We start from the raw sequence: 22,922 nt of genomic DNA, 5'->3' as shown, positions 1-22,922 counted from the left end.
ATGTTGCTCTTCTTGGCCGCGAAACAGACGCCGCCTTTGGCCGCGGCAAAGGACGATTTCATGCGGGCGCAAAAGGCGCGCTACCCCCATCAGGTCGAGTTAAAGGTGCGCGATATCCCAAAGAACCTGAAGGACGATGAAAAGATCGAGGCTGCCAAAAAGGCCCGCCACCAGGACGCCGTGCACGAGATGCGCGAGTTCAATCGCAAGCAGGACGTGCGGCGGATCGAAGCGTACGTGAAGTCGGCGACCGATCCGTGCATCGGTCAGCTCGCGGCGATCGCGTGGTCGGCAGGCTACTGCGCGACGGTCAGCGTTCTCGGTCAGAATGGCGCTACGTTCTGTGAGCGGGACGTGCTGGCCGGGTTCGCCGATGATCTCTTCAAGCTGTATCCGGATGAAAAGGCGATGCCAGCACTGGTGGTGCAGGATGGCTCGCTCGTAAGGTTCATCTGGCAGCGCTGCATCATCAACTCCGTGAAGCTGCCCGCTTGGTGGCCCGTCGGAAGTCGGCCGTTTGACCCGACCCGAGTGCTGGACACGATGGCATTTTGGTCCGGGCCGGCTCGCGGCGGCAGCATTGAAGCACTCGCTGCCGCGCTGAAGTTGCCAGCGTTCGACGAGCCGCTCGAGCTGATGCTGGCGCTGCAGGAAGAGCGCTGGGGGCAGATCGCTGCCGACACGCAGAACGACGTGCGGCGACTGCGGGCGGTGACCTTCCGGTTGCGCGGCCGCGCCGCTCTTGATGCCGACATCGTCGGGATGGGCGGCCAGATCGCCGGCAAGCCGGATCTCGCCGTGGCGGGCAGCCAGAGCGTGGTGGCGTAATGCGCATTCGCCTCCTGTCCGACGTGCACATCGGCCACCCGCATAACCGTTGGGATGACGTCCCTGAGGTCGCGTGCGACGTCACTGTTGTGCTCGGTGATGTGACCAACCCGATGACAAGTGGTCTCGATTGGGTCGCGCGGTCGTTCCCGCGGCCGCTTATCTACGTGCCCGGCAATCACTGTTTTTACAAGGGTCTGCAGGGAAGCGGAGAAGAACACACGCATTACGCCGATCAGATTGATCGCGCGCGGGAGATTGCGGCGAAGCACGGCATCATCTTGCTGCAGAACGAGGCCGTCGAGATCGAAGGTGCGCGCTTCGTCGGTGGCACCTTGTGGGCTGACTTTTCAGCGCTCCCGGCTGGATGGACGCTCAAGAACGCAATGGAGCTGTCGCAGAAAGGCTGGACCGAGAACTTCGGTCGCATGCAGCGCGACTATCACAACGATTTCCGCGAAATTCGCTACGGCGGCGGAACGAGCCGCGATCGGCTCACACCGCGTGTGATGATGTCGTTGCATCGCGAGGCCCGTCAGTTTTTCGAGGCCGAGCTGGCGAAGGAATTCGATGGCGACACCGTGTGCCTGACACATCACGCGCCCTCGAAGCGGAGTCTGGATCCCGCACAAGTCATGCATCAATGGCTATATTGCGCTGACATGGAGCACCTGATGCACGGCGACCTGGCGCCACAGCTCTGGCTGCACGGTCACGTGCACCTGAATCGCGATTATCAGATCGGCGAGACCAGAGTGGTGAGCAATCCGCGTGGCTACTCCGATGGTCCCAACAAGAGTGAGAACCCGGAATTCAACCCAACGCTCGTGATTGATGTGGAGCCGCGGCCGAGGCCGGCGTTTGGAATGTGAGGAGAACGAGATGCTGGCAATCTTCAACCGATGGTTTGGGCCGAAGCCGGTGAAGCCGACGACAACTATTATCGACCAGCAGGCTTACTTCGATCTGCTCGAGCGCCGGCAAAAGAAATGGCAGGACGATCTGCGTGAGCGAGAGGCCGACCGCGCGCGGATTGCCGCGGTCGTGTGGACCTGGGCACGCGATTGCGTGACCTTCGACGAGCAGCGGCCGCTACCGACGGAAGCGATACCATCAGAGATCAAGTCGTGGGCGCTCGGATTGGTCGCGCGCGAGGTGATGGCGCTTGCTGGCAGCAACGACTGTCGCATCTATGCCCACATTTTCGAGAAAGACCCGATCGCCGGCGTGCGTAAGGTGCAGCGGCTGCCGCGGCAGGCCGCGCTGCAGTTCCCGAAGCCGAAGGCGCCGGCAGTGATGCGGAGGAGGTTGGCCTGACGCGGAATCCGGCAGCTGCAGAGCCTTACGCCCGGCGCCAATCGGCTACCGGGCTTAAGGTGATAGGAGCTCAATCCAGGCTCGATTCAGAGAGGCAACATGAAATTCACGGCTACCACTCGCAATAATCATCCAACCAATCCGGATCACCGTGTCATCGAGGTCGAAGGCACGCTCAACGCGGCAAAGAGCGCCGCGCACGACGCCTTCAAGAAGAACTTCCCGTACGCTGAGATCGTGGTTCACCAGGTTCTTGCTGTCGGCGAACCCGTCCTAGTGGCGCGCCGGCGCGTCTGCGGAACGAGCTGGATCCGTGTGGCGGATGTCACCTACGAAGAGCCGTCCAAGCTGCGCCACCTCGACGATCCCTTGGTCCAGATGTCGCTGCTGATCTGAGGTTTCTGTGTCCTTATAGAGTTAGTGGTATGTCTACATTCCTGATCGCTGACACCCATTTTGGACACCGCGCCATCATTGAGATGTGCCGCCGGCCCTTCGCTAGCGTCCGCGAGATGGACGGGACGATGATTGAGAGGTGGAACGCCACTGTGCGGACGACCGACACCGTCATCCATCTGGGCGATTTCGCGCACCGCTACCCGGCCGACAAGTTATCGCAGCTGTTTGCGAGCCTGAACGGCCGCAAGCATCTCATCAAAGGCAATCATGATGACGCGGCGACGCTCGCGTTGCCATGGGAGAGCGTGCGAGACATCGCTTATGCGTCGATTGATTCCCAGAACGTCGTTCTTTGCCACTATGCGATGCGCACCTGGCCTCGCATCCGCAAGGGAGCCTTGATGTTGTACGGCCACAGCCACGGACGCCTGGCTGGCAATATCCAGTCGTGCGACATTGGTGTTGACGTGCTCGGTTTCGCGCCGGTGCGGCTCAACACGATCAAGTCGTATCTCGCCACACTGCCGCTGATGAATGATCCGGAAGCACGCGACGAAATCGAAAGCGGAGTTGAGCTGGAGCCGTGACCATTCGCCTCCGCAGGATCCCCAAACGCTGGAAGCCGTCGGCAGGGCTGCGTGCCCTGCTGGCCAGCGGCCCCGTGCGTGAGAGGAAGACCGAGGAGCACGATGCTCAGGTCGAGCTGTTTCGGGATCACATCTGGCCACGCCTTGTCGACGGCGCGGTCGCGTTTGCGATCGGCAATGGCGGCAAGCGGCATCCGAAGGTCGCCACGGAGATGAAGGAGGAGGGCGTCACTGCGGGCGTGCCGGACATCTTCGTCATCCATGCGCGGCAGGTGTTCTTCCTGGAGATGAAGAAGCCAAAGGGCGGCAGGGTTTCGAAGGATCAGCGGGTCATGATGGCCCGGCTGGTGAACGCCGGCGCGATCTGCGCGGTGGCGAATGGGCTCGCGCAGGCGATCGCGCTGCTCTAGGCCTGGCAGTTGTTGAAGCCGATGGAACCGGAGATGGCAGCTTGAGGGGGCGCGGAGACGAAGCATTGATGGCGACGATCGAAGACGGCGACATAGTCGTCCGGATCCCGCGGCTTGCGATTCCATACATCGCCGCCGAGATGGCTGTGGCGCTGATCGGCGATGATGTGGTGATACCGGTTGGAAACATTAGCGGGCTGCGCGACGAGATCGTAGCCCGTATCAACGACGGTCGCATTGTCGAGACCATGATCGGTGGCATCATTTTTGAGCTGATCAAGGGCGGCACCAAGAATGCTTCTGCGGTGCGATTCCCGCAGGGCGAGCCGTCCTAGAGTTCGTCGGCAAGCCGCCGAAGGCCTACGTTCCCGATCTTGTCGGTCGGCACACGCAGGGTCATGTTGTCATTCTTGAAGTGGATGACGAACAGGTCAACCTTGTCGCCGGCGATCTCCTGTTGCTCGATCGCCAGCAGCTTGCCGACGCGGTGCCTCGGATAGACGACGTGCTCTCCGACGGTGAAGCCGTGAGATGTCGTGATGGGTTTCCGAGGCGGCGGATCTGGCTGCCGCGGCGGCTGGGCCGGCTCCGGCTCAGGCGGCCGGCGCTCTATGTGGACGTTGGCGGCATGGTGCCCCTGCCGCGACTGCGTGTTCGCTGGCAGCCGCTCGCCGAGCCGCAGAAGGAAGCTTATCGCCATCGACCATGGGCCTGGGTCCGAGAGGAGGGAGTAGGTGTCCTCTCCCTGCTTCCGGTACGCGGTGCGCTCATAGCTGTACCACTACAAGGCACCGGCCATCGCCAGATGTGCTCGCGACCTATCTGAGGTCTTGAATGCCGAATGGCTGACGCAAGCAACGCTGGTGCCGATTCCGCCGTCGAAGGTCAAGACCGATCCCAATTACGACGACCGAATGGTGCAGGTCTGCCGAGGCATTCGCGCGCCGGCGCCGACAGACGTCCGTGAGCTCATCGAACAGATCGCTTCGACCGACACCTTCAAAGGTGGACACAGGAAGTCGCCGGCCGAGCTGCGGCAGAACTACAGAATCGCTGAAAATCAGCTGCCAAACCTGCGCGGCATCGTCGGCATTTTCGACGACGTCCTCACGACCGGCTCGCATTTTAAGGCGGTCAAGCAGATGATATTGGAGCGCGCGCCGCACGCCCGCGTGATCGGTCTGTTCGTCGCCAGGCGCGCGATCCCGTGTCCGTTAGACGAGGTCACCGAGGACGGTCTTTGTCTACGTCAACACGAGCAAACAGGTCGGCGACAAAGAGCACATCAAGGTGTTCGCCAACCAGGACGCGGCCGAAAAATGGTTCAAGGAGAACGACCCCGAAGGCGTGGCGTTCGAATATGAGGTTCTCGAATGAACCGGATCGGCCGCAGGACTATCTACGCCATGTTGGTAATCGTGGTGCTGCTGTTGATCTGGCGGTTCTTGGGATCGCTGTAAGAAGGCCCGCTAGCGTGAATAGTCGCAAAGGCCGTGGGTTCCAACTAAGAGTCCCGGTTCCTGTCTCGCCGAGGAGGCGGAACGCGAAAGCTAGGGGGGCGTTGATCTACATGCTTCTCCGAGACGAGCTTAAACCGGTGCTTATTCTTCTGGGAGCCGTGATCGTTAGTTTGACGATCAAGGAGGTCAAACTCCATGGCGGCGTAGCGCGCCAATCAGCGGAAGTCACGGAACAGATTGCGCTTGATTGAGTCCGCCATGGGCTGAATCGAGCCCACGGCCCGCCAGCGTGAACCGGCGGGCCTCGTGTTCATCGCCTCAGTCTGCGGGCATGCGCGGCCAGCCGCTGCCGGTTGCGGGTTCGGTGCGATCGGCGACGGCGCTTCATTGCTGCGGCCCCAGACGTGCCAGCACTTCACATACAAGGCTCTTGAGCTCTGGCGGGTACTGCTCGTAGGCCATCGCAAACTCTCCACCGCCTCGGGAGCTTCCGTTCGCCTGACGATGACGTCGAGCTCGTCGGCCAAGATCCGGGCGGCCTTGGCGCCTTCGCGGAGCCACTTAAGCTCGTCAATCCAGCCCTCGGACCGGAGCGCTTCACCCCGATGCAGCTTCCCGGCGATCGTCACGGCGCCAGCAATTCGACTGTAGTAGTGCCGTAGCGGGTTGCGCTTGCGGCCGGCGAGCTGATGGGCTGTCACTCGAGGCTCAGCGGGATCGGTGGGCACGGGGATACGGCGCGCAGATGCGCTCCGGAAGTCTATGATGTTGGACGGTAGGCCCTCAGCGGGCTTGCGGGACTCGCTGGTGCGTTTCTCCGTTTCCCGCTGTCCGATAGCGGGTTGGGACGAAAACGAATCCACGGACTCCGCTCGGGACGGAAACATGGGTCTTTCGATGGTCATGAGTGGTTCTCTGGATTGCCGGCTTCTCACGGCCGGGTGCCAGCGGACAGCACTGGCGATTCAGAGTTTGAGCGTCCAATCCTCGACATTCCAATTCGCCCGCCGCCCGCCGACAATCATCCGCGACCTTCAGCAGCCCAAGGCGTTCAGGTTCCATGTTGGCGAATTCCGCCTCGGCCATACAAATGCGTTCCAGCCGCCGGAACTCCTTCAGATCTCGTTTCGACATCGCTCCTCCCGCCCGGAAACGACTCGGCATAATTGGATTCTAAAGTATGCAAAGAGAAGCTAAGCAAGCAATGCGCATCACGCGTCTATCGTGTCGCCGCGCGCTCTGGTACATCCTGGCAGTGTGAAAACAGCACTCGGTGGACGTTCATGCGCTGGATGACTTCTCGACTAATCTTGTTCTTGCTGGTTGCCGTCAATCTGGTGAGCATCGGAGCCGCCGAGATTCAAAGACGAGCGCTGATGAAATCGCTCTATAGCGCGCAGGCCATCTATACAAAGCAACTCGACGAGAAAATCGAACGATTCAACGATCAAATAGGTAGCAAAATATCTAAGTTGGAAGGGCTCGCGCAGGCGATTGCAGCCTCCAGCGATGCCCCCAGTGAGACTCTAGCGCGAGTGCAAAAGATTCAAACTGATCTCGAACGTGCGACCACGCAATTAGTGGACATCCAAGGGAACGCTCGGTCGTCTCAAACCGTCGCGCAAGAACAGCGATCGGTGCTGCCGGAAATCACGGCCAGACTGAATCATGTGGAGCTGCTAATTCAGCAGATCCAGGCGCAGCTAGCAGAACTCCCCGCTAAAACCAGTCACACAGACACGACGCCCTCTCGCTAAGACGCGTCGACTTCGAACGGCGGCGCTCGCGTGCATAGCATTGTAGACGAGCGTCGCCAGCGCAGCGACGATTCCACGTTAGGAACACGGCTGGAGGCCGAACAACTGAAGCCCCCCTTGTGCTCTCGCTCAGGTCGCGGGGCTATCTTGCCGTACCAGCGTAGTATCCTTCTACGTTGCCGTCCTTCGAGAATTTGGGACAGGCGCAAAAGCCTCCTGGCGAGCTGCGAGTTGGACACATCACCGGCGGCGTTCCCGACGGCAGTTCAGACGCATTAACGAGGCACTGCGATTTAGGTGTCGGGTCCTGCGGCGCGCTCTTGGCGAACACGGCTGTACCAGCGCTGGCTAGCAGAAAAACAACCAGGACCACTTGAAGAAAGTACATGCTACGTCTCCAAACGCCTATGGAAGATGGCCTCTCGGCTAACCATTTGCCAAGCGATTTTGTTTACGGGTTGAGGGGGTATGGGAACAGCGACGCCAGCCCGATCCTACTCCGCCAGCTCCCTCGCGTCGGAGGAAAGACGGTTCTCGGCTTCCTCGACCTCATCGAGAGCGCCTTCATTCGACATTTCCGAGAAGCGGGCTTTAACCCTCAGACCATCCGGAAGGTCGCCTGGAAGCTGCGGGAGCGCCACGGCGTCGACCATCCATTCGCGATGGACAAGAGGTTCCGCGCCAACGGTAAGCACATTTTTGAAGAAGTGGTCACCGACGTAGGTGAAAAGCGTCTCGTCAATCTGATGAACGACAACTTCGAAATCGTGCGAGGGTCCTAAACACGGAGGCGATGGGGTGGGACGAGTGAAGAAGCGCGCAGCTCCTGATCCGGGAGCATGCTTGGCCGACGCATGGGCCGGGTTATTCGAGCTGCCACTCCCGTTGGGTAGCCGCGCTGGCAGCCGACAGCGACGAAAAGTTACCGTGCGGGAACATTTCAAGTGCAGCTGGCGCGATTCACGACAGCGTGAATCCAAAACCTGTTGAGCCTTTCAGCCCTGTCGCCGACGTTCGCTCGAACGCGAGGAAACCTGCCATGAAAGTGAGGCTGTACGACGTCGTCAAAGAGCTGGAGGAGGATGGCTTCAAGCTCTCTGTGAAGACGGAGGATCGCGACGTGCACTTGGTGGTCACGAAATCCCGTATAGATGGCGGCGAGGACTTCGTTGCGCGACTAAACCTCCACAACAACATTGTGGGCCCGCACGAGGAGTGGAATTTCTGGGAGAGGGTCGGCCTTTACTGGCGCGCGTAGAAGGCGGCCGGGTCGCCCTGTAACTGAGCGGTAACTTGTTACTCATTCCGTGCTTCAAACGGGTGACATCACCCGCCGTGGCACCGACGTACGCTTGTGCTTCGCTTCGTCGCGGTCGAGCGCTATCCAGCGTTGGCCTTCAGCCCTGCGGCCTGGATGCCGGCGATGGCGCAGGCTTCGTCATTGTCGGAGGTGTCGCCCGACACGCCGACGGCGCCGAGCAGCGTCGTGCCGTCCTGGATCAGCACGCCGCCGGGGACCGGTACCAGCGCGCCTTTGGCGATCGTGTTCACGGCGTCGATGAAATAGGCCTGCTCCTGCGCGCGCTGGAACAGGGCGCGCGAGCCCATGCCCATCGCGAGCGCGCCATAGGCCTTGCCGTGGGCGATCTCGGCGCGCATCAGGCTGGTGCCGTCCTGCGCCGCCGCGAGCTTAAGCACGCCACGGGCGTCCAGGATGGTGACGACCAGCGGCTTCAGCTTCAGCTCGGTGGACTTCGCGAAAGCGGCGTCGAGAATCTTGCGGGCGACGTCGAGGGTCAGTTCAGCCATGGCTTGGTTCCTTTGTAGCGGGAGTGGCGTTTGAAGGGGGGGCGCGATCGAGGCTCATGGCCAGCACGCGCGCGACGTGAAGCGCCTCGCGCTTCGTGCCGTCGTGGATCTGGTGGCGGCACGAGGTGCCGTCGGCGACGACCAGCGTATTTTGATCCGCGCGCCGCACGGCGGGCAGCAGCGACAGCTCGGCCATCACGATCGAAGCATCGTATGTGTCCGCGCCATAGCCGAAGGCGCCGGCCATGCCGCAGCAACTGGACTCGATGGTCTCGACCTTGAGGCCGGGGACGAGGCGCAGCACCTGCTCGACCGGCTTGAAGGCGCCGAAGGATTTTTGATGGCAATGGCCGTGCACCATGGCCTTGTCGGCAACGTTGCCGAGCGGCAGTTGCAGCCGGCCAGCCTCGGCCTCACGCACCAGGAACTCCTCGAAGGTGAGGGCGTGGGCGCCGACGGCCTTGGCGTCGTTGTCCTTGCGGAGCGAAGAGAGCTCGTCGCGCAGCGTCAGGAGGCAGCTCGGCTCCAGACCGACAATAGGCACACCGCGCGCGGCGAAAGGCGCGAAGGCGGAGACCAGCCGGTCAAGCTCGGCCTTGGCTTCGTCGACGAGGCCGGCCGAGAGGAAGGTGCGGCCGCAGCACTGCGGCCGGCTGCCGGTCGCAGGCTTCGGCATATGCACGCGATAACCGCCGGCCGCGAGCACGCGCAGCGCGGCATCGAGGTTCTCGCGCTCATAGATGCGATTAAAAGTATCGGCGAACAGCACGACTTCGCGGCCGGCTTCAGGACCGATGCTATCAGCCGGCGGCACGAACACATCGCTGCGGAAGGCGGGCAGCGCCCGGCGCGCGCTGATGCCGGCAAAGCGTTCGAACAGCTTTCGCAGCAGCGTACTGCGGTTGCGCAAATTCGCGATTGGCGCGAAGCGCGACGCAAGGCCGGCATAGCGCGGGAGGTAGCCGACCAGGCGGTCGCGCAAGCTCAGGCCGTGGCTGGTGGCGCGCGCGGCGAGCACCTCGATCTTCATCTTGGCCATGTCGACGCCGGTCGGGCATTCGTGGCGGCAGGCCTTGCAGGAGACGCAGAGTTTCAGCGTCTCCATCATCTCGTCGGAGGACAGCGCATCGGGGCCAAGCTGGCCGGAGATCGCAAGGCGCAGCGTGTTGGCGCGGCCGCGGGTGACGTCCTTCTCGTTGCGCGTCGCACGATAGGACGGGCACATCACGCCGCCCTCGAGCTTGCGGCAGGCGCCGTTGTTGTTGCACATCTCGATCGCGCCCTGGAAGCCGCCGCCGGCGCCGGGATAAGCGGACCAGTCGAGCTTTGTTTTCAGCTCGCCAACGCGATAGTCCGGCTTGAAGCGGAACAGCGAGCGGTCGTCCATCTTGGGCGCATCGACGATCTTGCCGGGATTGAGAACACCGGCGGGATCGAAGCGCTGCTTCACCTCCCTGAAGTCGGCGACGAGACGCTCGCCGAACATGGTCTCGTGGAATTCGGAGCGCACCAGGCCGTCGCCATGCTCGCCGGAATGCGAGCCCTTGTACTCGCGCACCAGCGCGAAGGCCTCTTCGGCGATGGTGCGCATCGCCCTGACGTCCTTCTCCAGCTTCAGGTTCAGGACCGGGCGCACATGCAGGCAGCCTTCGGAGGCGTGCGCGTACATCGTGCCGCTGGTGCCGTGCTTGGCAAACACCTCGTTCAGCCGCGCCGTGTAGTCGGCGAGATGCGGCAGCGGTACCGCGCAGTCCTCGACGAAGGAAACCGGCTTGCCCTCCTGCTTCATCGACATCATGACGTTGAGACCGGCCGCACGGAAATCGGCGATGCCGCTCTGCAGCGCCGGCTCGGTGATCTCGACCACGCCGCCCCATTTGCGCGGCTCGTTATTCCAGCCGAAGCCGAGATCGCCCATCAGCTCGTTGAGCTGCTTGAGGCGCATCAGATTGTCGGCCTGGTCTTCTTCGGCGAACTCGACCACCAGTACGGCATCCGGATCGCCCTTGATCGCGGCGGAGATGATCGGGCGGAACATCGCGATGTCGCGGCCGAGCGCGATCATGGTGCGGTCGACCAGCTCGACCGCGATCGGCTTGAGCTTGACGAGGTGCTGGGCCGCGTCCATCGCTTCGTAGAAACTGCCGAAATGGCAGACGCCGAGCGCCTTGTTGCGGATCACGGGCCAGAGCTTCAGCTCGACCCTGGTGGTGAAGGCGAGGGTGCCTTCCGAGCCGACCAAGAGATGCGCCATGTTGTTCGGCGCGTTGCGCGGCACCAGGGCGTCGAGATTGTAACCGCCGACGCGGCGCTGCACCTTTGGGAAGCGTGCCGCGATCTCGTCGGCCTCGCGCGTGCCGAGATCGAGCATGTCGCGAAACAGCGCGCGGGTGCTGTCGCTGGCCTCGACGTCGGAGAGATCGCGCGAGACCTCGCCGAAACGGCTCAGCGTGCCGTCGGCGAGCGACGCCTCCATCGACAGCGTGTTGTCGCGCATGGTGCCGTAACGAAGCGAGCGGCCGCCGCAGGAATTGTTGCCGGCCATGCCGCCGATGGTGGCGCGGGACGCCGTGGAGACGTCGACCGGAAACCACAGGCCGTGCTTTTTGAGCTGCCGGTTGAGGTCGTCGAGCACGATGCCGGGCTCGACCACGCAGGTGCGGCCCTCGACGTCGAGCGAGAGGATGCGGTTCAGGTGCTTGGAGAGATCGACCACCAGGCCGTCATTGACGGTCTGGCCGCATTGCGAGGTGCCGCCGCCGCGCGGGGTGACCTTCAGGCCTTCGTCGCGGGCGATCGACAAGGCCCGCAGCGCCTCGTCCATGGTCTTCGGGACCACCACGCCGGCCGGCATGATCTGGTAGAACGAGGCGTCAGTGGCGTAGCGGCCGCGGCTGAAGCCGTCGAACAGGATGTCGCCGGTCAATTCCGACCGCAGGCGCCGTTCGAGCGAGGAGGCGTTTGTCATCCCTGATCCCGGACTGCCTCAGCGAGGCCTAGGCCTTGCTGAGTTATTCATTATGGTTCCAGACCGATTATATTATGAATGCAAAATGAGCAAGCCGGCCGCCCTCAAGGCGCCGCCGGTGCGCCCTCTTGGGGCTCGGTCAGGTGCTCGATCGCGGCCGTCCGCTTGTTGCGCAGGTGCTGGAACAGGATGTCGCTGAGCTCGCTGGCGGCTCTCCGGCGCAGCGCGTCGAGGATGGCCTCATGCTCGCGCATCGCTTCAGCCCAGCGCTGCCGCTTGCGGGCGAAATTGGCGGAGTAGCGGACGCGGCGAATGCGGCCGGCGAAATTGGCGTAGGCGGTCTTCAGTGTCTCGTTGCGCGCGGCCGCGACGATGCTTTCGTGGATACGCTGGTTGGTCTGAAAATAGCCGTGCATGTCGCGGTGCAGATAGTGGCCGTACATCTCGTAATGCAGCTGCTCGATCGCGGTGATCTCCGCATCCGTAATGGCCTCGCAGGCGAGGCGTCCGGCCAGGCTCTCCAGCCCCGCCATGAGGTCAAACAGTTCTTCGAGGTCGCGCTGGCTGAGCTGGCGCACGCGTGCGCCGCGGTTGGGCAATAGCTCGATCAGGCCCTCCGCGGCGAGCACCTTCAGGGCCTCGCGCAGCGGCGTGCGGGAGATGCCGAGCATCTCGCAGAGCTGGCGCTCAGGAACGCGCGCGCCTTCCGGAATGTTGCCTTCGACCACGTAGTCGCGCAGCCGCAGCAGGATCTCGCCGTGAAGCGAGGCCTCCTGGCGGTCCTCTTGGCGGTCGCTGCCGTTGCCGGCGGGCGGGGTGATCGGAACCCCGGTGTCGGGAATCGTGGATTTCATTTGCAGCACAGTAGTTTGCCCGTTTGGTCGCGTCGACGTCCACAATCGAATACCAAATTTCGATTGAAAGGACAAAAAATGAATGCAAAATAGCCGGCAGAGCCGGCCATAACCCGCTGATAGGGAGGTTTTCATGCATCAGGGACGCCATTTCCTTCAGATTCCGGGCCCGAGCCCGGTCCCCGAGCGGGTCCTGCGCGCCATGGACATGCCCGTGATCGACCACCGCAGCGCGGAGTTCGGCGAGCTCGGCCGCACCGTGCTCGAAGGCAGCCAGAAGATTTTCCAGACCAAGGGTCCAGTGGTGATCTTCCCCTCGTCGGGGACCGGGGCCTGGGAGGCTGCGATCGTCAACACGCTGTCGCCGGGCGACAAGGTGCTAATGGTCGAGACCGGCCATTTCGCCACCCTGTGGCGGCAGATGGCCGGCCGCTTCGGCATCGAGGTCGATTTCGTGCCGGGCGACTGGCGCCGCGGCGCCGATCCTGCGGTGATCGAGGCCAAGCTCACCGAGGACAAGGCGCGCACGATCAAGGCCGTGATGGTCGTGCACAACGAGACCTCAACCGGCGCGACCAGCCGCATCGCCGAGATCCGCGCCGCGATCGACCGCACGGGCCATCCCGCACTGCTGATGGTCGACACCATCTCCTCGCTCGGTTCGGTCGACTACCGCCACGACGAGTGGAAGGTCGATGTCAGCGTCAGCTGCTCGCAGAAGGGTTTCATGCTGCCGCCCGGCCTCGGCTTCAACGCGATCTCGGAGAAGGCGCTGGCGGCGTCCAAGACCAACAAGATGCCGCGCTCCTATTTCGACTGGGAGGAGATGCTCAAGCCCAATGCCAAGGGCTTCTTCCCCTACACGCCGGCCACCAATCTGCTCTACGGCCTGCGCGAGGCGATCGCGATGCTGCTCGAGGAGGGGCTTCCCAACGTCTTCGCCAGGCATCAGCGGCTTGCCGCCGCGACGCGCGCCGCCGTCAATCATTGGGGCCTCGAAGTGCTCTGCCAGGAGCCGGCCGAATTCTCGCCGGTGCTGACGGCCGTGCTGATGCCCCCGGGGCATGATGCCGATCAATTCCGAAAGGTCGTGCTCGACAATTACAACATGTCGCTCGGCTCCGGGCTGTCGAAGGTCGCCGGAAAAGTCTTCCGCATCGGCCATCTCGGCGAATGCAATGCGCTGACGCTGCTCGGCGCGCTCACCGGCGTCGAGATGGGCCTGTCGGTTGCCGGCGTGCCGCATCGCTCCGGTGGCGTCGATGTCGCGATGAAGCTCTTGGAGCAGCGTCCGCAAGGCAACGCCTCGCCGCATCTGAAAGTGGTCGGCACTTAGGTCGCGCGGGACAGGCGGGCAGCAATCATAACAACAGCGATACGGGAGGGGTGAGATGGGGGTTCGGTTCAAGGCCACGCATGTCGTGCTGGCGATGCTCTGTGCGATGTATTTCATCACCTATGTCGACCGGGTGAACATCGGCACGGCCGCGAGCGAGATCCAGAAGGAGCTGGGCCTGTCGAACACCCAGCTCGGCCTCGTCTTCTCGGCCTTCGCCTATCCTTACCTGCTGTTCCAGGTTATCGGCGGCTGGGTCGGCGATCATTTCGGGCCGCGCAAGACGCTGTTCTGGTGCGGCATGATCTGGGCAGTCGCCACCATCATGACCGGCTTCGTCACCGGTCTCGCCGCGCTGTTCGTCGCGCGGTTCGCGCTCGGTTTCGGCGAGGGCGCGACGTTCCCCACCGCAACGCGCGCGATGCAATATTGGACACCGGCCAACCGCCGCGGCTTTGCGCAAGGCCTGACCCATTCCTTCGCCCGGCTCGGCAATGCCGTGACGCCGCCGGTGGTGGCGCTGCTGATCCTCTGGCTGACCTGGCGCGGCGCCTTCGTCGTGCTCGGCTTCGTCAGCCTCATCTGGGGCGTGATCTGGGTCTGGTACTTCCGCAACGAGCCGAAGGAGCACGCCTCCATCACCGAGGCCGAGCTCGCGGCGCTGCCGCCGCGCCCGACCGGCGAGCGGCCGCGCGTGCCGTGGGGCCCGCTGCTCGGGCGGATGTGGCCGGTGACGCTCACCTACTTCTGCTACGGCTGGTGCCTGTGGCTGTACCTCAACTGGCTGCCGCTGTTCTTCAAGAACAACTACAATCTCGATATCAAGAACTCGGCGCTGTTCGCTTCCGGCGTCTTCTTCGCCGGCGTGGTCGGCGACAGCGTCGGCGGCGTGATCTCGGACAAGATCCTCGACCGCACCGGCAATGTCCGCCTGGCGCGGCTCAGCGTCACCGTAACAGGGTTTGCGGGGGCGCTGCTCTCGCTGCTGCCGATCCTGTTCGTCCACGACATCACCGTGGTGGCGCTGTGCCTGTCGGCCGGCTTCTTCTGTGCCGAGCTGGTGATCGGCCCGATGTGGTCGATCCCGATGGACATCGCCCCGAAATATTCGGGCACTGCGTCGGGAATCATGAACACTGGCTCGGCCTTCGCCGCCATCGTCTCGCCGCTGGTCGCGGGCTTCGTGATCGACGCGACCGGCAACTGGTACCTGCCGTTCCTGATGTCGATGGGCCTGCTGCTGCTCGGCGGCTTTTCCGCCTTCCTGATGCACCCGGAGCATCCATTCGCGGAGGTCGAGGGCAGGGGGCCGGCCGGAAAGATGGTGGCTGCGGAATAGGGCCGGCGGAGGCCCGACGCTTATGCATGGGAGTCGCCCTTTGGAGAGGGGACAAGCCGGTCAAATGGTGCTATTCGGCGGCCTTCAAAATAAGGCTAGACCGGGAAGGACGCCTATGACCGTGCATACTGGAAGGCATTTCTTACAGATTCCAGGACCGACCAACGTGCCCGACCGCGTGCTGCGGGCGATGGACATGCCGACGCTGGACCATCGCGGTCCGGAGTTCGCCGAGCTCGGCTTCGCCGTGCTTGCCGCGATGCAGCGCGTGTTCCGCACCAAGCAGCCCGTGATCATCTTTCCCTCGTCCGGTACCGGCGCCTGGGAAGCGGCCATGGTCAACGTATTCTCGCCCGGCGACAAGGTTTTGATGTGCGAGACCGGCCAGTTCGCCGTGCTGTGGCGCGGCATCGCCGACAAGTTCAAGCTCGACGTCGACTTCATTCCGAGCGACTGGCGCCATGGCGCCGATCTAGCCGAGATCGAGACGCGCCTTGCCGCCGACAAGCAGCACACCATCAAGGCGGTCTGTGTCGTCCACAACGAGACCTCGACCGGCTGCGTGACCCCGCCGCTGGAGGTGCGCAAGCTGCTCGACCGCGTCAAGCATCCGGCGCTGCTGATGGTCGACACGATCTCGGGCCTCGGCTCGATGGAATACGAGCACGATGCCTGGGGCATCGACGTCTCGGTCGCCGGCTCGCAGAAGGGCCTGATGCTGCCGCCCGGCCTCGGCTTCAACGCCGTCTCGGAGAAGGCGCTCGCGATTGCCAAGGCCAATCCGGGCATGCGTTCCTATTGGGATTGGCAGGAGGTCATCAGCTTCAACAAGCTCGGCACCTTCCCCTATACGCCGGCGACCAATCTGCTCTACGGCCTGCGTGAAGCCGTGAAGATGCTGGAGGAGGAGGGGCTGGAGAACGTCTGGACCCGCCACAAGCGCCACAGCGCGGCGACGCGCGCGGCCGTCAAGGTCTGGGGCCTCGAGACGCAATGCGTCGATCCCGCCGCGCATTCGCCGGCGCTGACCGGCGTGCGCGTGCCCGACGGCTTTGATGCCGACGCCTTCCGCAAGGTCGTGCTGGAAAACTTCGACATGTCGCTGGGCACCGGCCTGAGCAAGGTCAAGGGTAAGGTGTTCCGCATCGGCCATATCGGTCATTTCAACGACCTGATGCTGATGGGTACGCTCGCCGGCGTCGAGATGGGCCTGGATCTTGCAAAGATCCCGCACCGGAGCGGCGGCGTGCTGGCGGCCATGGACGTCCTGAAGGGGCGCGACGTGGTGCCGATGACCAAGGCTCAGGTGGCCTGAACTAACCTAGAAAGTGAGCGCGTGATGAACGCACCGGCGACGACCAACGAAGACCTGCTCTACTCCGTCACGGACGGCATCGCGCGGATCACCTTCAACCGCCCCCAGGCGCGCAACGCCATGACCTTCGCCATGTATGACCGCATGGCGGAGATCTGCCAGGAGATCAACGCCGACCGCTCGATCAAGGCGCTGATCCTGACCGGCGCGGGCGACAAGGCGTTCGCCTCCGGCACCGATATTTCGCAGTTCCGTGCGTTCAAGACCGCGCAGGACGCGCTCGACTACGAGGCGCGGATCGACCGCGTGCTCGGCACGCTGGAGCAGTGCCGCGTGCCCGTGATCGCGGCGATCGCCGGCGCCTGCACCGGCGGCGGCGCCGGCATTGCGGCCTGCTGCGACCTCCGCATCGGCACTGAGACGACGCGGATGGGATTCCCGATCGCGCGCACGCTCGGCAATTGCCTGTCGATGTCGAACATCAGCCGCGTCGTCGCGCTGGTCGGTCCCGCCCGCACCAAGGATATGATCTTCAAGGCGCGCCTGGTCGAGGCGCCGGAGGCGCTGGCGCTCGGCCTGCTCAACGAGATCGTGCCCGACGTCGAGACGCTGCAGCGCCGCGCGGACGAGACCGCAAAGCTCGTCGCCAGCCATGCGCCGCTCACGCTCGAAGCAACCAAGGAAGCGGTGCGCCGCATCCGCCGCACGCTGTCGCGCGAAGAGGGCGAGGACCTGATCCTCAAGGCCTATATGAGCGAGGATTTCCGTGAAGGCATGGACGCCTTCCTCAACAAGCGTGCGCCTGTCTGGAAGGGCAGGTAGCGCGCGCCAGGTCCTCTGAGCCGGTGGACATGCCGCGCCAGCCGGCGCCGTCAAGATCAGCAAGCGTGTGTGACAAGCGAGATACGGCAGTTGCATGCCAAGGCGTTAGGATTCCGTCACGCCCCTGGCTTAAGCTGCTGCCGTAGTCGACAGGAGGGCAGGATGATAAGGAAGGTTGGGCCCGATCAGGCAGCGAACCTCCGGGGTCGGCCGCCTCGCCGCGCGCTAGCGTTGCTCGTTCTTGCTGGCTGGATTCTCGGGAGCGCTACCGGTGCCGAGGCCCAATCGCTTCGCCAGGGCGTCTCCGCGTTCCAGCGCCAGGACTATGCTGCGGCCTCCCGCATCTTCATTCCGATCGCCGAGCGCGGGAACGCGGCGGCGCAGACCTATCTCGGTTTCCTGTTCGAGACCGGGCGTGGCGTGCCGCAGAACTATACGGAAGCTGCGATGTGGTACCGCCGCGCGGCTGAGCAGGGCGACAGCCGTGCCCAATATTCCCTGGGCCTGCTCTACGACCGTGGTTTTGGCGTGCCGCAGGACATCGTCGAGGCCTCCAAATGGCTCAACCTGTCGACGGCGGCAGCGCCTCCGCCCGCGCGCGAGGCGCGGGCCCGGATCCGCGATGCCGTCACTACCAAGATGACGCGCGGAGAGATCGCCGAGGCCCGTCTGCGGGCGCTGGAATGGGCGCCGAGCCGCGAGCACTGACGGCCTGCCTAGGCAGGCCCGGCCGTCCGCGCTCCCGAACGGTGCCCCATACAAAAAAGTGCGAAAACAACCCCATACATAGTAGACGGCGTGCGCCGGAATGACGAGGCCTTCCGCGATAACCGCGCCTTAGGCGGGCCAGCCGCCGAGCCAGTTCGCGTACCAGCTTTCGCCCAGCCAACCGAGCCAGATCGCCGGGGCCAGGAACAATCCGAACGGCAGAAAAGCGGTGGCGCGCAGCGGTTTCTTTCGCAATGCTGCATTGGCGACATAGGCGGTGATCGCGAGCAGCGCCGCAAGCTCGATGACGGCGGTCACGGTCACAAGATCGAGCCAGGCACCGCACACCGCGGCGAGCTTGACGTCGCCAAGCCCTAGCCCGTCACGGCCGCGCCAGCGGCGGTAGAGCGCCATCAGCAGCAGCAGCGGCAGCGCCACGGCGGCGGCACGGCCGAGCGGCCAAAGCAGCGCCTCCAAGCCGATGTCGGGCGCGGGCGCCCCGGCGCGGAGCAGGGCGAGCGCGAAAGCGGTGCCCGTCAGCTCGTTCGGAATGAGATAGTGGCGGGCATCGTGCGCGGCGATCGCCAGCATCAGGGCAGCTAGAAACGCAGCGTACAGCCCTTCCGCCCCCGGCGCGGTGACGAGGCTCGCGAACACCCCCAGCAGCAGGGCGATGCCGAGTCCGAGCGGAGCGCCGGTGCCGTTGTTCACAATCCGGTCTGTCACGGTTGTTGCTTTCTGGGCATGATCTTTCCGTAAAACCGCTGCGCACTTTGCGCTAACGCGGCCCTTCGGGTCCGGATCATGCTCTAGCGCGCCGCCCCGGGCGGGCTCACGGTGACCACGGGATTGCTGGTCCCGACGATACGGCCGTTCATCTTGCTGCGCATCTCCTCGGCGATGACGTGCGCATCGACGCCATCCTTGATCACGGTCGGGCGGATGAACAGGATCAACTCGGTGCGGTTGCGCGCGTTGGTCTGATGCGAGAAAGCATCGCCCATGCCGGGAATGGAATCCAGGATCGGCAGGCCCTGGCGCTGCCTGTTCTCGGTCTCGCTGATCAGGCCGGCGAGCAGCACGGTCTGCCCGCTCGTCACCGCGATCGAACTCTTGACCCGGCGCTGCGAGATCGTCGGCGTCAACGAATTGGCACTGCCGGCGGCCACGCTCGATATCTCTTGCTCGATGTCGAGCACGACGTTGCCGTTGGCGTTGGCGCGCGGCAGCACCCGCAGGATGATGCCGGTGTTCTTGTAGTCGATGGTGTTGACCACGGTGTTGTTGGCGGTCAGCACGGTCGCCGTGCCCGTCGAGAACGGCACCTGGTCGCCGACCTGCAAGGTCGCGGTCTGGTTGTCCAGCACAACCAGCGACGGGTTCGACAGCACCTTGACGTTGGTGATGCCGTGCAATGCGTCGAGCACGACGCGCGGCGAGTTTTCGGAGCCGATCAGGAAGTTGAAGCCCGGCAGCGCGCGGCCGAGCAGGGCGCCGGCGGCGGCATTGACCGGGTTGCTGGCCGGCTCGGTGTTGCTGCCGATCGTGGCGCTGTTGCTGATGCCCGTTATGGTGTTGGAGATCGAGCCCTGCTTGCTCGCCAGGAAGAATTGCACGCCATAATTCAGCTGGTCGTTCAGCGTCACCTCGGCGATCGTCGCCTCGATGGCGATCTGGCGCTGCGGCCGGTCGATCTGCCGGATGGTCTGCTCGACGATGCGCTGTGCCTCTTGGTTGGCGTAGACGAGCACGGCATTGTTGGTGACGTCGGCGGTGATCCGCACGTTCTGGAGGATGCCGTTGAGGCCGGGCTTGGCCCCGCCGCCCGCGGGTCCGCCGAGGCCATTGTCTTGCGCAGGTGTCGCGGCGGCGGCCGGCGTGGGACGGGCGCTGAAGGATGATCCCGCAGGCGTGGTGACCGGCGTTGCCGCACCCGCGGCAGCAGTCGGCAGTGCGCTCAGCGACGCCACGGGATTGCTGGAGGACGTCGTCGACATCCCGGCGCCAGGCGCTATCTGGCTCGACGCGTTGTCGAGCGTCGAACTGCTCGCCGAGCCCTGGTTGAGCAGCATCTCATTCAGCAGCGCCACGATCAGCTTGGAATTGCCGTAGCGCAGCGGATAGGACTTCAGGTTCACCCCGTCGGTGTCGGAGCGATCGAGCCGCGCGATCCACGTCTGGGCGCGCTTAAGATATTCGGGCTTCTGGCTCACCACTAGGATCGAGTTGAGCCGCGAGATCGGTTGGAACTTGATCACGCTCTGGCTCATGCCGCCTTCACCGGAATCCATGATCTTCTCGATCTCAATGATGACCGGCTCCGGCGAGGAATTGCGCACCGGGAAGATGCCGACGGATTGTCCGCGCATCCAGTCGGCGTCGAAGGAGAGGATGGTGTCGACCGCGGTCGCACGATCGCTACCGCTGCCGCTGACGATCAGCGTGTTGCGGGCGTTGTCGGGACGCATGGTCGAAGCCTTCACGCCGAAGGCGTCGAGCAGTTTGAAGATGTTCTGCGCCGAGACATAGCGCAGCGGCACCACCGTGACGCCCTGGCCTGCCGCGGCGTTCACCGAACGATCGACACCGCCCGGGCCGGCTTCCGGCGCCGGGAGCAGCCGATAGCCGGTGCGGTCACGGACCAGCGCGACGCCGGACATGCGTAGCGCGTTCTCCAGCACGTAGAGCGCATCTGCCTTCGGGACAGGGCGCACAGAGGCCAGCGTCACGGTCCCCTGCACGCGCGGGTCGATCGTGTAGCCGACGTTCAATACATCGCCAAGAACGACCTTAGCCACGGTGGCGACCGGCGCATTCTCGAAATTGAGGTCATAGCCGCTGCCGCCGCCATCATCGCGCTCGGCCAGCGTGCCGCCTTGCGGCGTTGTGCCATCGCTGAGGTATATCGCGGGCTTGGACGATTTCGTCTGGGCAATGCCGCTCGCGCCCGTGTCCGTAGCTTGCCGCGGCTGCAGATCGAGGGAGCGGATCTTGTCGGCGATGTCCTGGGCACGCGGATCCTTTGGATCCGCTTCGATCGATTGATCGGCGGTGACGATGCACGCACCGAGCAAGAAACCGGACGACAACAGGATGAGCGCTCCAGGCAACGCTGAGCGGAGGCGCAAGAGCGGCTGGAGTAATTTGAACAAAATATGACGACTGCCGCTTCGAGTGGCCGAAAAATGTGTCTGATCCATCATGGATCGTATGCGCCAAAATTTGCGTCGCTGCCATTTCTTGCTAGTAAACCTATCGTGGACTCCATGGTCGTGAGCGGGCCGGATGGATGTGTTACTAACAAGCGTGGTGCGGTGAAGGTCATGCAAGACGTCGCGGTCGACACCTTCAAACAGCATCTTCTCGCAAAGCACTCGCTACCGTCACGCGCGCTTGCGCGCCTCGCTGGTCCGACAGATGCCGGATCTGGTCGGTCGCTCCGCGAGCTGTGGGAGAAGATGGACCTCTCGTCAGCCGAATTTGCTGACGAGGTCTCGGAATATTTTCGACTTCCGCGGCTGGGTCTTCCGCAGTTACTGTCAATCACGCCTTGCCTCGACGGCTTCTCACATAGATTCCTGCGGGAATCGACCATATTTCCATTCCGCTCTTCGAGCGGAACTTATGGAATAGCGATTGCCGATCCTTTGGATGCCGCCGCCATCCGCGCCGCCGAGATTGTCTTCGGCACGCGGGTCGGCATTGTCGTCGCGTCATATGAAGATATTACGACAGCTCTCGACCAAAGAACCGGCGCCGCCGAAGCAAATGCGGACGAAGGCGTCCGATTGCAGCAGCAGTCCGACGACGACATCGAAAGCCTGCGCGATCTCGCCAGCGGTGCGCCGGTGGTGCGCGCGCTCAACGATCTCCTGGAGCGCGCGGTGGACTTGCGCGCGAGCGACATCCATGTCGAGCCGTTCCGCGCCGGACTTGCGGTGCGCATGCGCGTCGACGGCCTCTTGCGCGCACTGCCATCGCCACACGGCATTCCGCCGCAGGCGTTGATCTCGCGTATCAAGATTCTCGCCAGCCTCAACATCGCAGAGCGGCGGCTGCCGCAGGACGGCGCCGCGCGCGTGCGCGTCGGGCGCAGCGAGATCGACGTCCGCGTCGCGACCATGCCGACGCAGCACGGCGAGAGCGCCGTCATCCGCCTCTTGCCACGCGACCGCGGCCTCCTGGAGATGAGCAAGCTTGGCCTCGCCGCACGCGACGAGAGCGTGATGACTCGGCTCCTAGCGATGCCGCACGGCATGATCGTCGTGACGGGCCCGACCGGCAGCGGCAAGACCACGACGCTTGCGACCATGCTGTCGATCCTGAACGAGCCGACGCGAAAGATTCTCACCATCGAGGATCCCGTCGAATACGAGATTCCCGGCATCAATCAGTCCCAGGTCAAGCCGTCGATCGGCCTGACCTTCGCCTCGGCGATGCGCGCTTTCGTGCGCCAGGACCCCGACGTGATCATGGTCGGCGAGGTCCGCGACGCCGAGACCGCCCATATTGCGATCCATGCCGCGCTGACCGGTCATCTCGTGCTGACCACGCTGCACACCGAGACCGCGGCAGCCGCCGTCCCGCGCCTGATCGATCTCGGCATCGAGGGCTTCCTGCTGAAGTCGACGCTGCGCGCGGTGGTGGCGCAGCGCCTGGTGCGCATGCTTTGCGACCGGTGCAAGGTGCCGCATGCATTGACCGAGGCCGATCTTGCCAAGGACCCGCGCCTTGCGGTGATCGGCTTCAGATGCGGCGAGGTGGTGCATGAGGCCGGCGGCTGCGAGCGCTGCGGCGGCACCGGCTATCGCGGCCGCAACGGCGTGTTCGAGATCCTCGAAATGTCCCACGAGGTGCGCGCGCTGGTTGGACCGCAGACCGATTCCCATTCGATCGACGCCGCCGCGATGCGGGGCGGCATGACCACGATGCTGGAGGACGCGGTGGCCAAATGCCGGGCCGGGCTCACCACCGTGCCCGAGGTCTTCCGCGTCACGACGGTGCGCTGACGCC

General features: G+C 63.9%; 24 protein-coding genes. 17 read left to right on the top strand and 7 right to left on the bottom strand.

Going from position 1 to position 22,922, the window contains the following annotated elements; all coding sequences use genetic code 11:
- The 7 genes from ACE10W_RS27325 to ACE10W_RS27295 all read left to right on the top strand — a co-directional run bounded on the left by ACE10W_RS27325 (nucleotide 1) and on the right by ACE10W_RS27295 (nucleotide 3,876).
- Nucleotides 1-828 (top strand): hypothetical protein, encoded by an 828-nt coding sequence (locus ACE10W_RS27325; RefSeq protein ID WP_375762160.1) that lies wholly within the window; start codon nucleotides 1-3, stop codon nucleotides 826-828.
- Complete coding sequence (locus tag ACE10W_RS27320) at nucleotides 828-1,700, top strand: metallophosphoesterase (protein WP_375762159.1); 873 nt, start codon at nucleotides 828-830, stop codon at nucleotides 1,698-1,700. Before ACE10W_RS27325 ends, ACE10W_RS27320 begins: the two co-directional genes overlap by 1 nt.
- Nucleotides 1,701-1,710: 10 nt before the next feature.
- Nucleotides 1,711-2,145, top strand: coding sequence for a hypothetical protein (locus ACE10W_RS27315; RefSeq protein WP_375762158.1), 435 nt, complete (start codon nucleotides 1,711-1,713; stop codon nucleotides 2,143-2,145).
- A 99-nt stretch (nucleotides 2,146-2,244) separates the two neighbouring features.
- Nucleotides 2,245-2,541 carry a hypothetical protein gene (locus ACE10W_RS27310; protein WP_375762157.1) on the top strand — a complete coding sequence of 99 codons (297 nt, stop codon included), beginning with the start codon at nucleotides 2,245-2,247 and terminating at the stop codon, nucleotides 2,539-2,541.
- 29 nt (nucleotides 2,542-2,570) lie between these two features.
- Nucleotides 2,571-3,131, top strand: a complete 561-nt coding sequence (locus ACE10W_RS27305) for a metallophosphoesterase family protein (protein ID WP_375762156.1) — start codon at nucleotides 2,571-2,573, stop codon at nucleotides 3,129-3,131.
- Nucleotides 3,128-3,541: a VRR-NUC domain-containing protein gene (locus ACE10W_RS27300; protein WP_375762155.1), complete on the top strand. Its 414-nt coding sequence runs from the start codon at nucleotides 3,128-3,130 to the stop codon at nucleotides 3,539-3,541. Before ACE10W_RS27305 ends, ACE10W_RS27300 begins: the two co-directional genes overlap by 4 nt.
- Nucleotides 3,542-3,609: 68 nt before the next feature.
- The gene (locus tag ACE10W_RS27295) at nucleotides 3,610-3,876 is read left to right on the top strand and encodes a hypothetical protein (protein ID WP_375762154.1); all 267 of its coding nucleotides are present in this window, start codon (nucleotides 3,610-3,612) and stop codon (nucleotides 3,874-3,876) included.
- On the opposite strand, the gene ACE10W_RS27290 is transcribed toward ACE10W_RS27295, so the two are convergent.
- Complete coding sequence (locus tag ACE10W_RS27290) at nucleotides 3,873-4,241, bottom strand: CarD family transcriptional regulator (protein WP_375762153.1); 369 nt, start codon at nucleotides 4,239-4,241, stop codon at nucleotides 3,873-3,875. The two genes, ACE10W_RS27295 and ACE10W_RS27290, sit on opposite strands and share 4 nt — an antisense overlap.
- 130 nt (nucleotides 4,242-4,371) lie before the next feature.
- Between ACE10W_RS27290 and ACE10W_RS27285 the strand changes: the two genes are divergently transcribed.
- On the top strand, nucleotides 4,372-4,905 hold the full coding sequence (locus ACE10W_RS27285; RefSeq protein ID WP_375762152.1) for a hypothetical protein: 534 nt from the start codon (nucleotides 4,372-4,374) through the stop codon (nucleotides 4,903-4,905).
- A 311-nt stretch (nucleotides 4,906-5,216) separates the two neighbouring features.
- Here ACE10W_RS27285 and ACE10W_RS27280 read toward each other — a convergent pair whose 3' ends face one another.
- Nucleotides 5,217-5,702, bottom strand: a complete 486-nt coding sequence (locus ACE10W_RS27280; protein WP_375762151.1) for a hypothetical protein — start codon at nucleotides 5,700-5,702, stop codon at nucleotides 5,217-5,219.
- Nucleotides 5,703-6,284: 582 nt separating this feature from the next.
- On the opposite strand from ACE10W_RS27280, the gene ACE10W_RS27275 reads away from it, so the two are divergent.
- The 3 genes from ACE10W_RS27275 (at nucleotide 6,285) to ACE10W_RS27265 (ending at nucleotide 8,016) form a co-directional block, all read left to right on the top strand.
- Nucleotides 6,285-6,758: a hypothetical protein gene (locus ACE10W_RS27275; RefSeq protein WP_375762150.1), complete on the top strand. Its 474-nt coding sequence runs from the start codon at nucleotides 6,285-6,287 to the stop codon at nucleotides 6,756-6,758.
- Between the two features lie 386 nt (nucleotides 6,759-7,144).
- Nucleotides 7,145-7,540, top strand: coding sequence for a hypothetical protein (locus ACE10W_RS27270; protein WP_375762149.1), 396 nt, complete (start codon nucleotides 7,145-7,147; stop codon nucleotides 7,538-7,540).
- 257 nt (nucleotides 7,541-7,797) lie between these two features.
- A complete protein-coding gene (locus ACE10W_RS27265) occupies nucleotides 7,798-8,016 on the top strand; it encodes a hypothetical protein (protein WP_375762148.1) in 219 nt (72 codons plus the stop codon).
- A 122-nt stretch (nucleotides 8,017-8,138) separates the two neighbouring features.
- Here ACE10W_RS27265 and ACE10W_RS27260 read toward each other — a convergent pair whose 3' ends face one another.
- From ACE10W_RS27260 to ACE10W_RS27250, 3 genes are all read right to left on the bottom strand, one after another.
- Nucleotides 8,139-8,567, bottom strand: a complete 429-nt coding sequence (locus ACE10W_RS27260) for a heme-binding protein (RefSeq protein WP_375762147.1) — start codon at nucleotides 8,565-8,567, stop codon at nucleotides 8,139-8,141.
- Nucleotides 8,560-11,535 carry an FAD-binding and (Fe-S)-binding domain-containing protein gene (locus ACE10W_RS27255; RefSeq protein ID WP_375762146.1) on the bottom strand — a complete coding sequence of 992 codons (2,976 nt, stop codon included), beginning with the start codon at nucleotides 11,533-11,535 and terminating at the stop codon, nucleotides 8,560-8,562. The genes ACE10W_RS27260 and ACE10W_RS27255 overlap by 8 nt, the downstream gene beginning before the upstream one ends.
- A 104-nt stretch (nucleotides 11,536-11,639) precedes the next feature.
- Nucleotides 11,640-12,389 carry a GntR family transcriptional regulator gene (locus tag ACE10W_RS27250; protein WP_375762145.1) on the bottom strand — a complete coding sequence of 250 codons (750 nt, stop codon included), beginning with the start codon at nucleotides 12,387-12,389 and terminating at the stop codon, nucleotides 11,640-11,642.
- Between the two features lie 133 nt (nucleotides 12,390-12,522).
- Between ACE10W_RS27250 and ACE10W_RS27245 the strand changes: the two genes are divergently transcribed.
- The 5 genes from ACE10W_RS27245 (at nucleotide 12,523) to ACE10W_RS27225 (ending at nucleotide 17,909) form a co-directional block, all read left to right on the top strand.
- Entirely contained in the window at nucleotides 12,523-13,725 is a 1,203-nt protein-coding gene (locus ACE10W_RS27245) for a pyridoxal-phosphate-dependent aminotransferase family protein (protein ID WP_375762144.1), read from the top strand.
- A gap of 55 nt (nucleotides 13,726-13,780) precedes the next feature.
- Complete coding sequence (locus ACE10W_RS27240; protein ID WP_375762143.1) at nucleotides 13,781-15,064, top strand: MFS transporter; 1,284 nt, start codon at nucleotides 13,781-13,783, stop codon at nucleotides 15,062-15,064.
- A 115-nt stretch (nucleotides 15,065-15,179) separates the two neighbouring features.
- Nucleotides 15,180-16,379, top strand: a complete 1,200-nt coding sequence (locus ACE10W_RS27235) for a pyridoxal-phosphate-dependent aminotransferase family protein (RefSeq protein ID WP_375762142.1) — start codon at nucleotides 15,180-15,182, stop codon at nucleotides 16,377-16,379.
- 24 nt (nucleotides 16,380-16,403) lie between these two features.
- Nucleotides 16,404-17,201, top strand: a complete 798-nt coding sequence (locus ACE10W_RS27230; protein ID WP_375762141.1) for an enoyl-CoA hydratase/isomerase family protein — start codon at nucleotides 16,404-16,406, stop codon at nucleotides 17,199-17,201.
- 231 nt (nucleotides 17,202-17,432) lie between these two features.
- Entirely contained in the window at nucleotides 17,433-17,909 is a 477-nt protein-coding gene (locus tag ACE10W_RS27225) for a tetratricopeptide repeat protein (RefSeq protein ID WP_375762140.1), read from the top strand.
- A gap of 129 nt (nucleotides 17,910-18,038) precedes the next feature.
- Here the strand turns inward: ACE10W_RS27225 and ACE10W_RS27220 are convergent, their stop codons facing one another.
- Together ACE10W_RS27220 and gspD are read right to left on the bottom strand one after the other, a co-directional pair.
- The gene (locus tag ACE10W_RS27220; protein ID WP_375762139.1) at nucleotides 18,039-18,635 is read right to left on the bottom strand and encodes a prepilin peptidase; all 597 of its coding nucleotides are present in this window, start codon (nucleotides 18,633-18,635) and stop codon (nucleotides 18,039-18,041) included.
- Between the two features lie 83 nt (nucleotides 18,636-18,718).
- Nucleotides 18,719-21,109: a type II secretion system secretin GspD gene (gene gspD, locus ACE10W_RS27215; protein WP_375762777.1), complete on the bottom strand. Its 2,391-nt coding sequence runs from the start codon at nucleotides 21,107-21,109 to the stop codon at nucleotides 18,719-18,721.
- Between the two features lie 123 nt (nucleotides 21,110-21,232).
- On the opposite strand from gspD, the gene ACE10W_RS27210 reads away from it, so the two are divergent.
- Nucleotides 21,233-22,918 carry a GspE/PulE family protein gene (locus tag ACE10W_RS27210; protein WP_375762138.1) on the top strand — a complete coding sequence of 562 codons (1,686 nt, stop codon included), beginning with the start codon at nucleotides 21,233-21,235 and terminating at the stop codon, nucleotides 22,916-22,918.
- Nucleotides 22,919-22,922: the final 4 nt, after the last annotated feature.

This window comes from Bradyrhizobium sp. B025, assembly GCF_042257955.1.
GTDB lineage: Bacteria > Pseudomonadota > Alphaproteobacteria > Rhizobiales > Xanthobacteraceae > Bradyrhizobium > Bradyrhizobium diazoefficiens.
The sequence above is the reverse complement of the archived record's forward strand: the minus strand, read 5'-3'. Positions and strand labels throughout refer to the sequence as shown.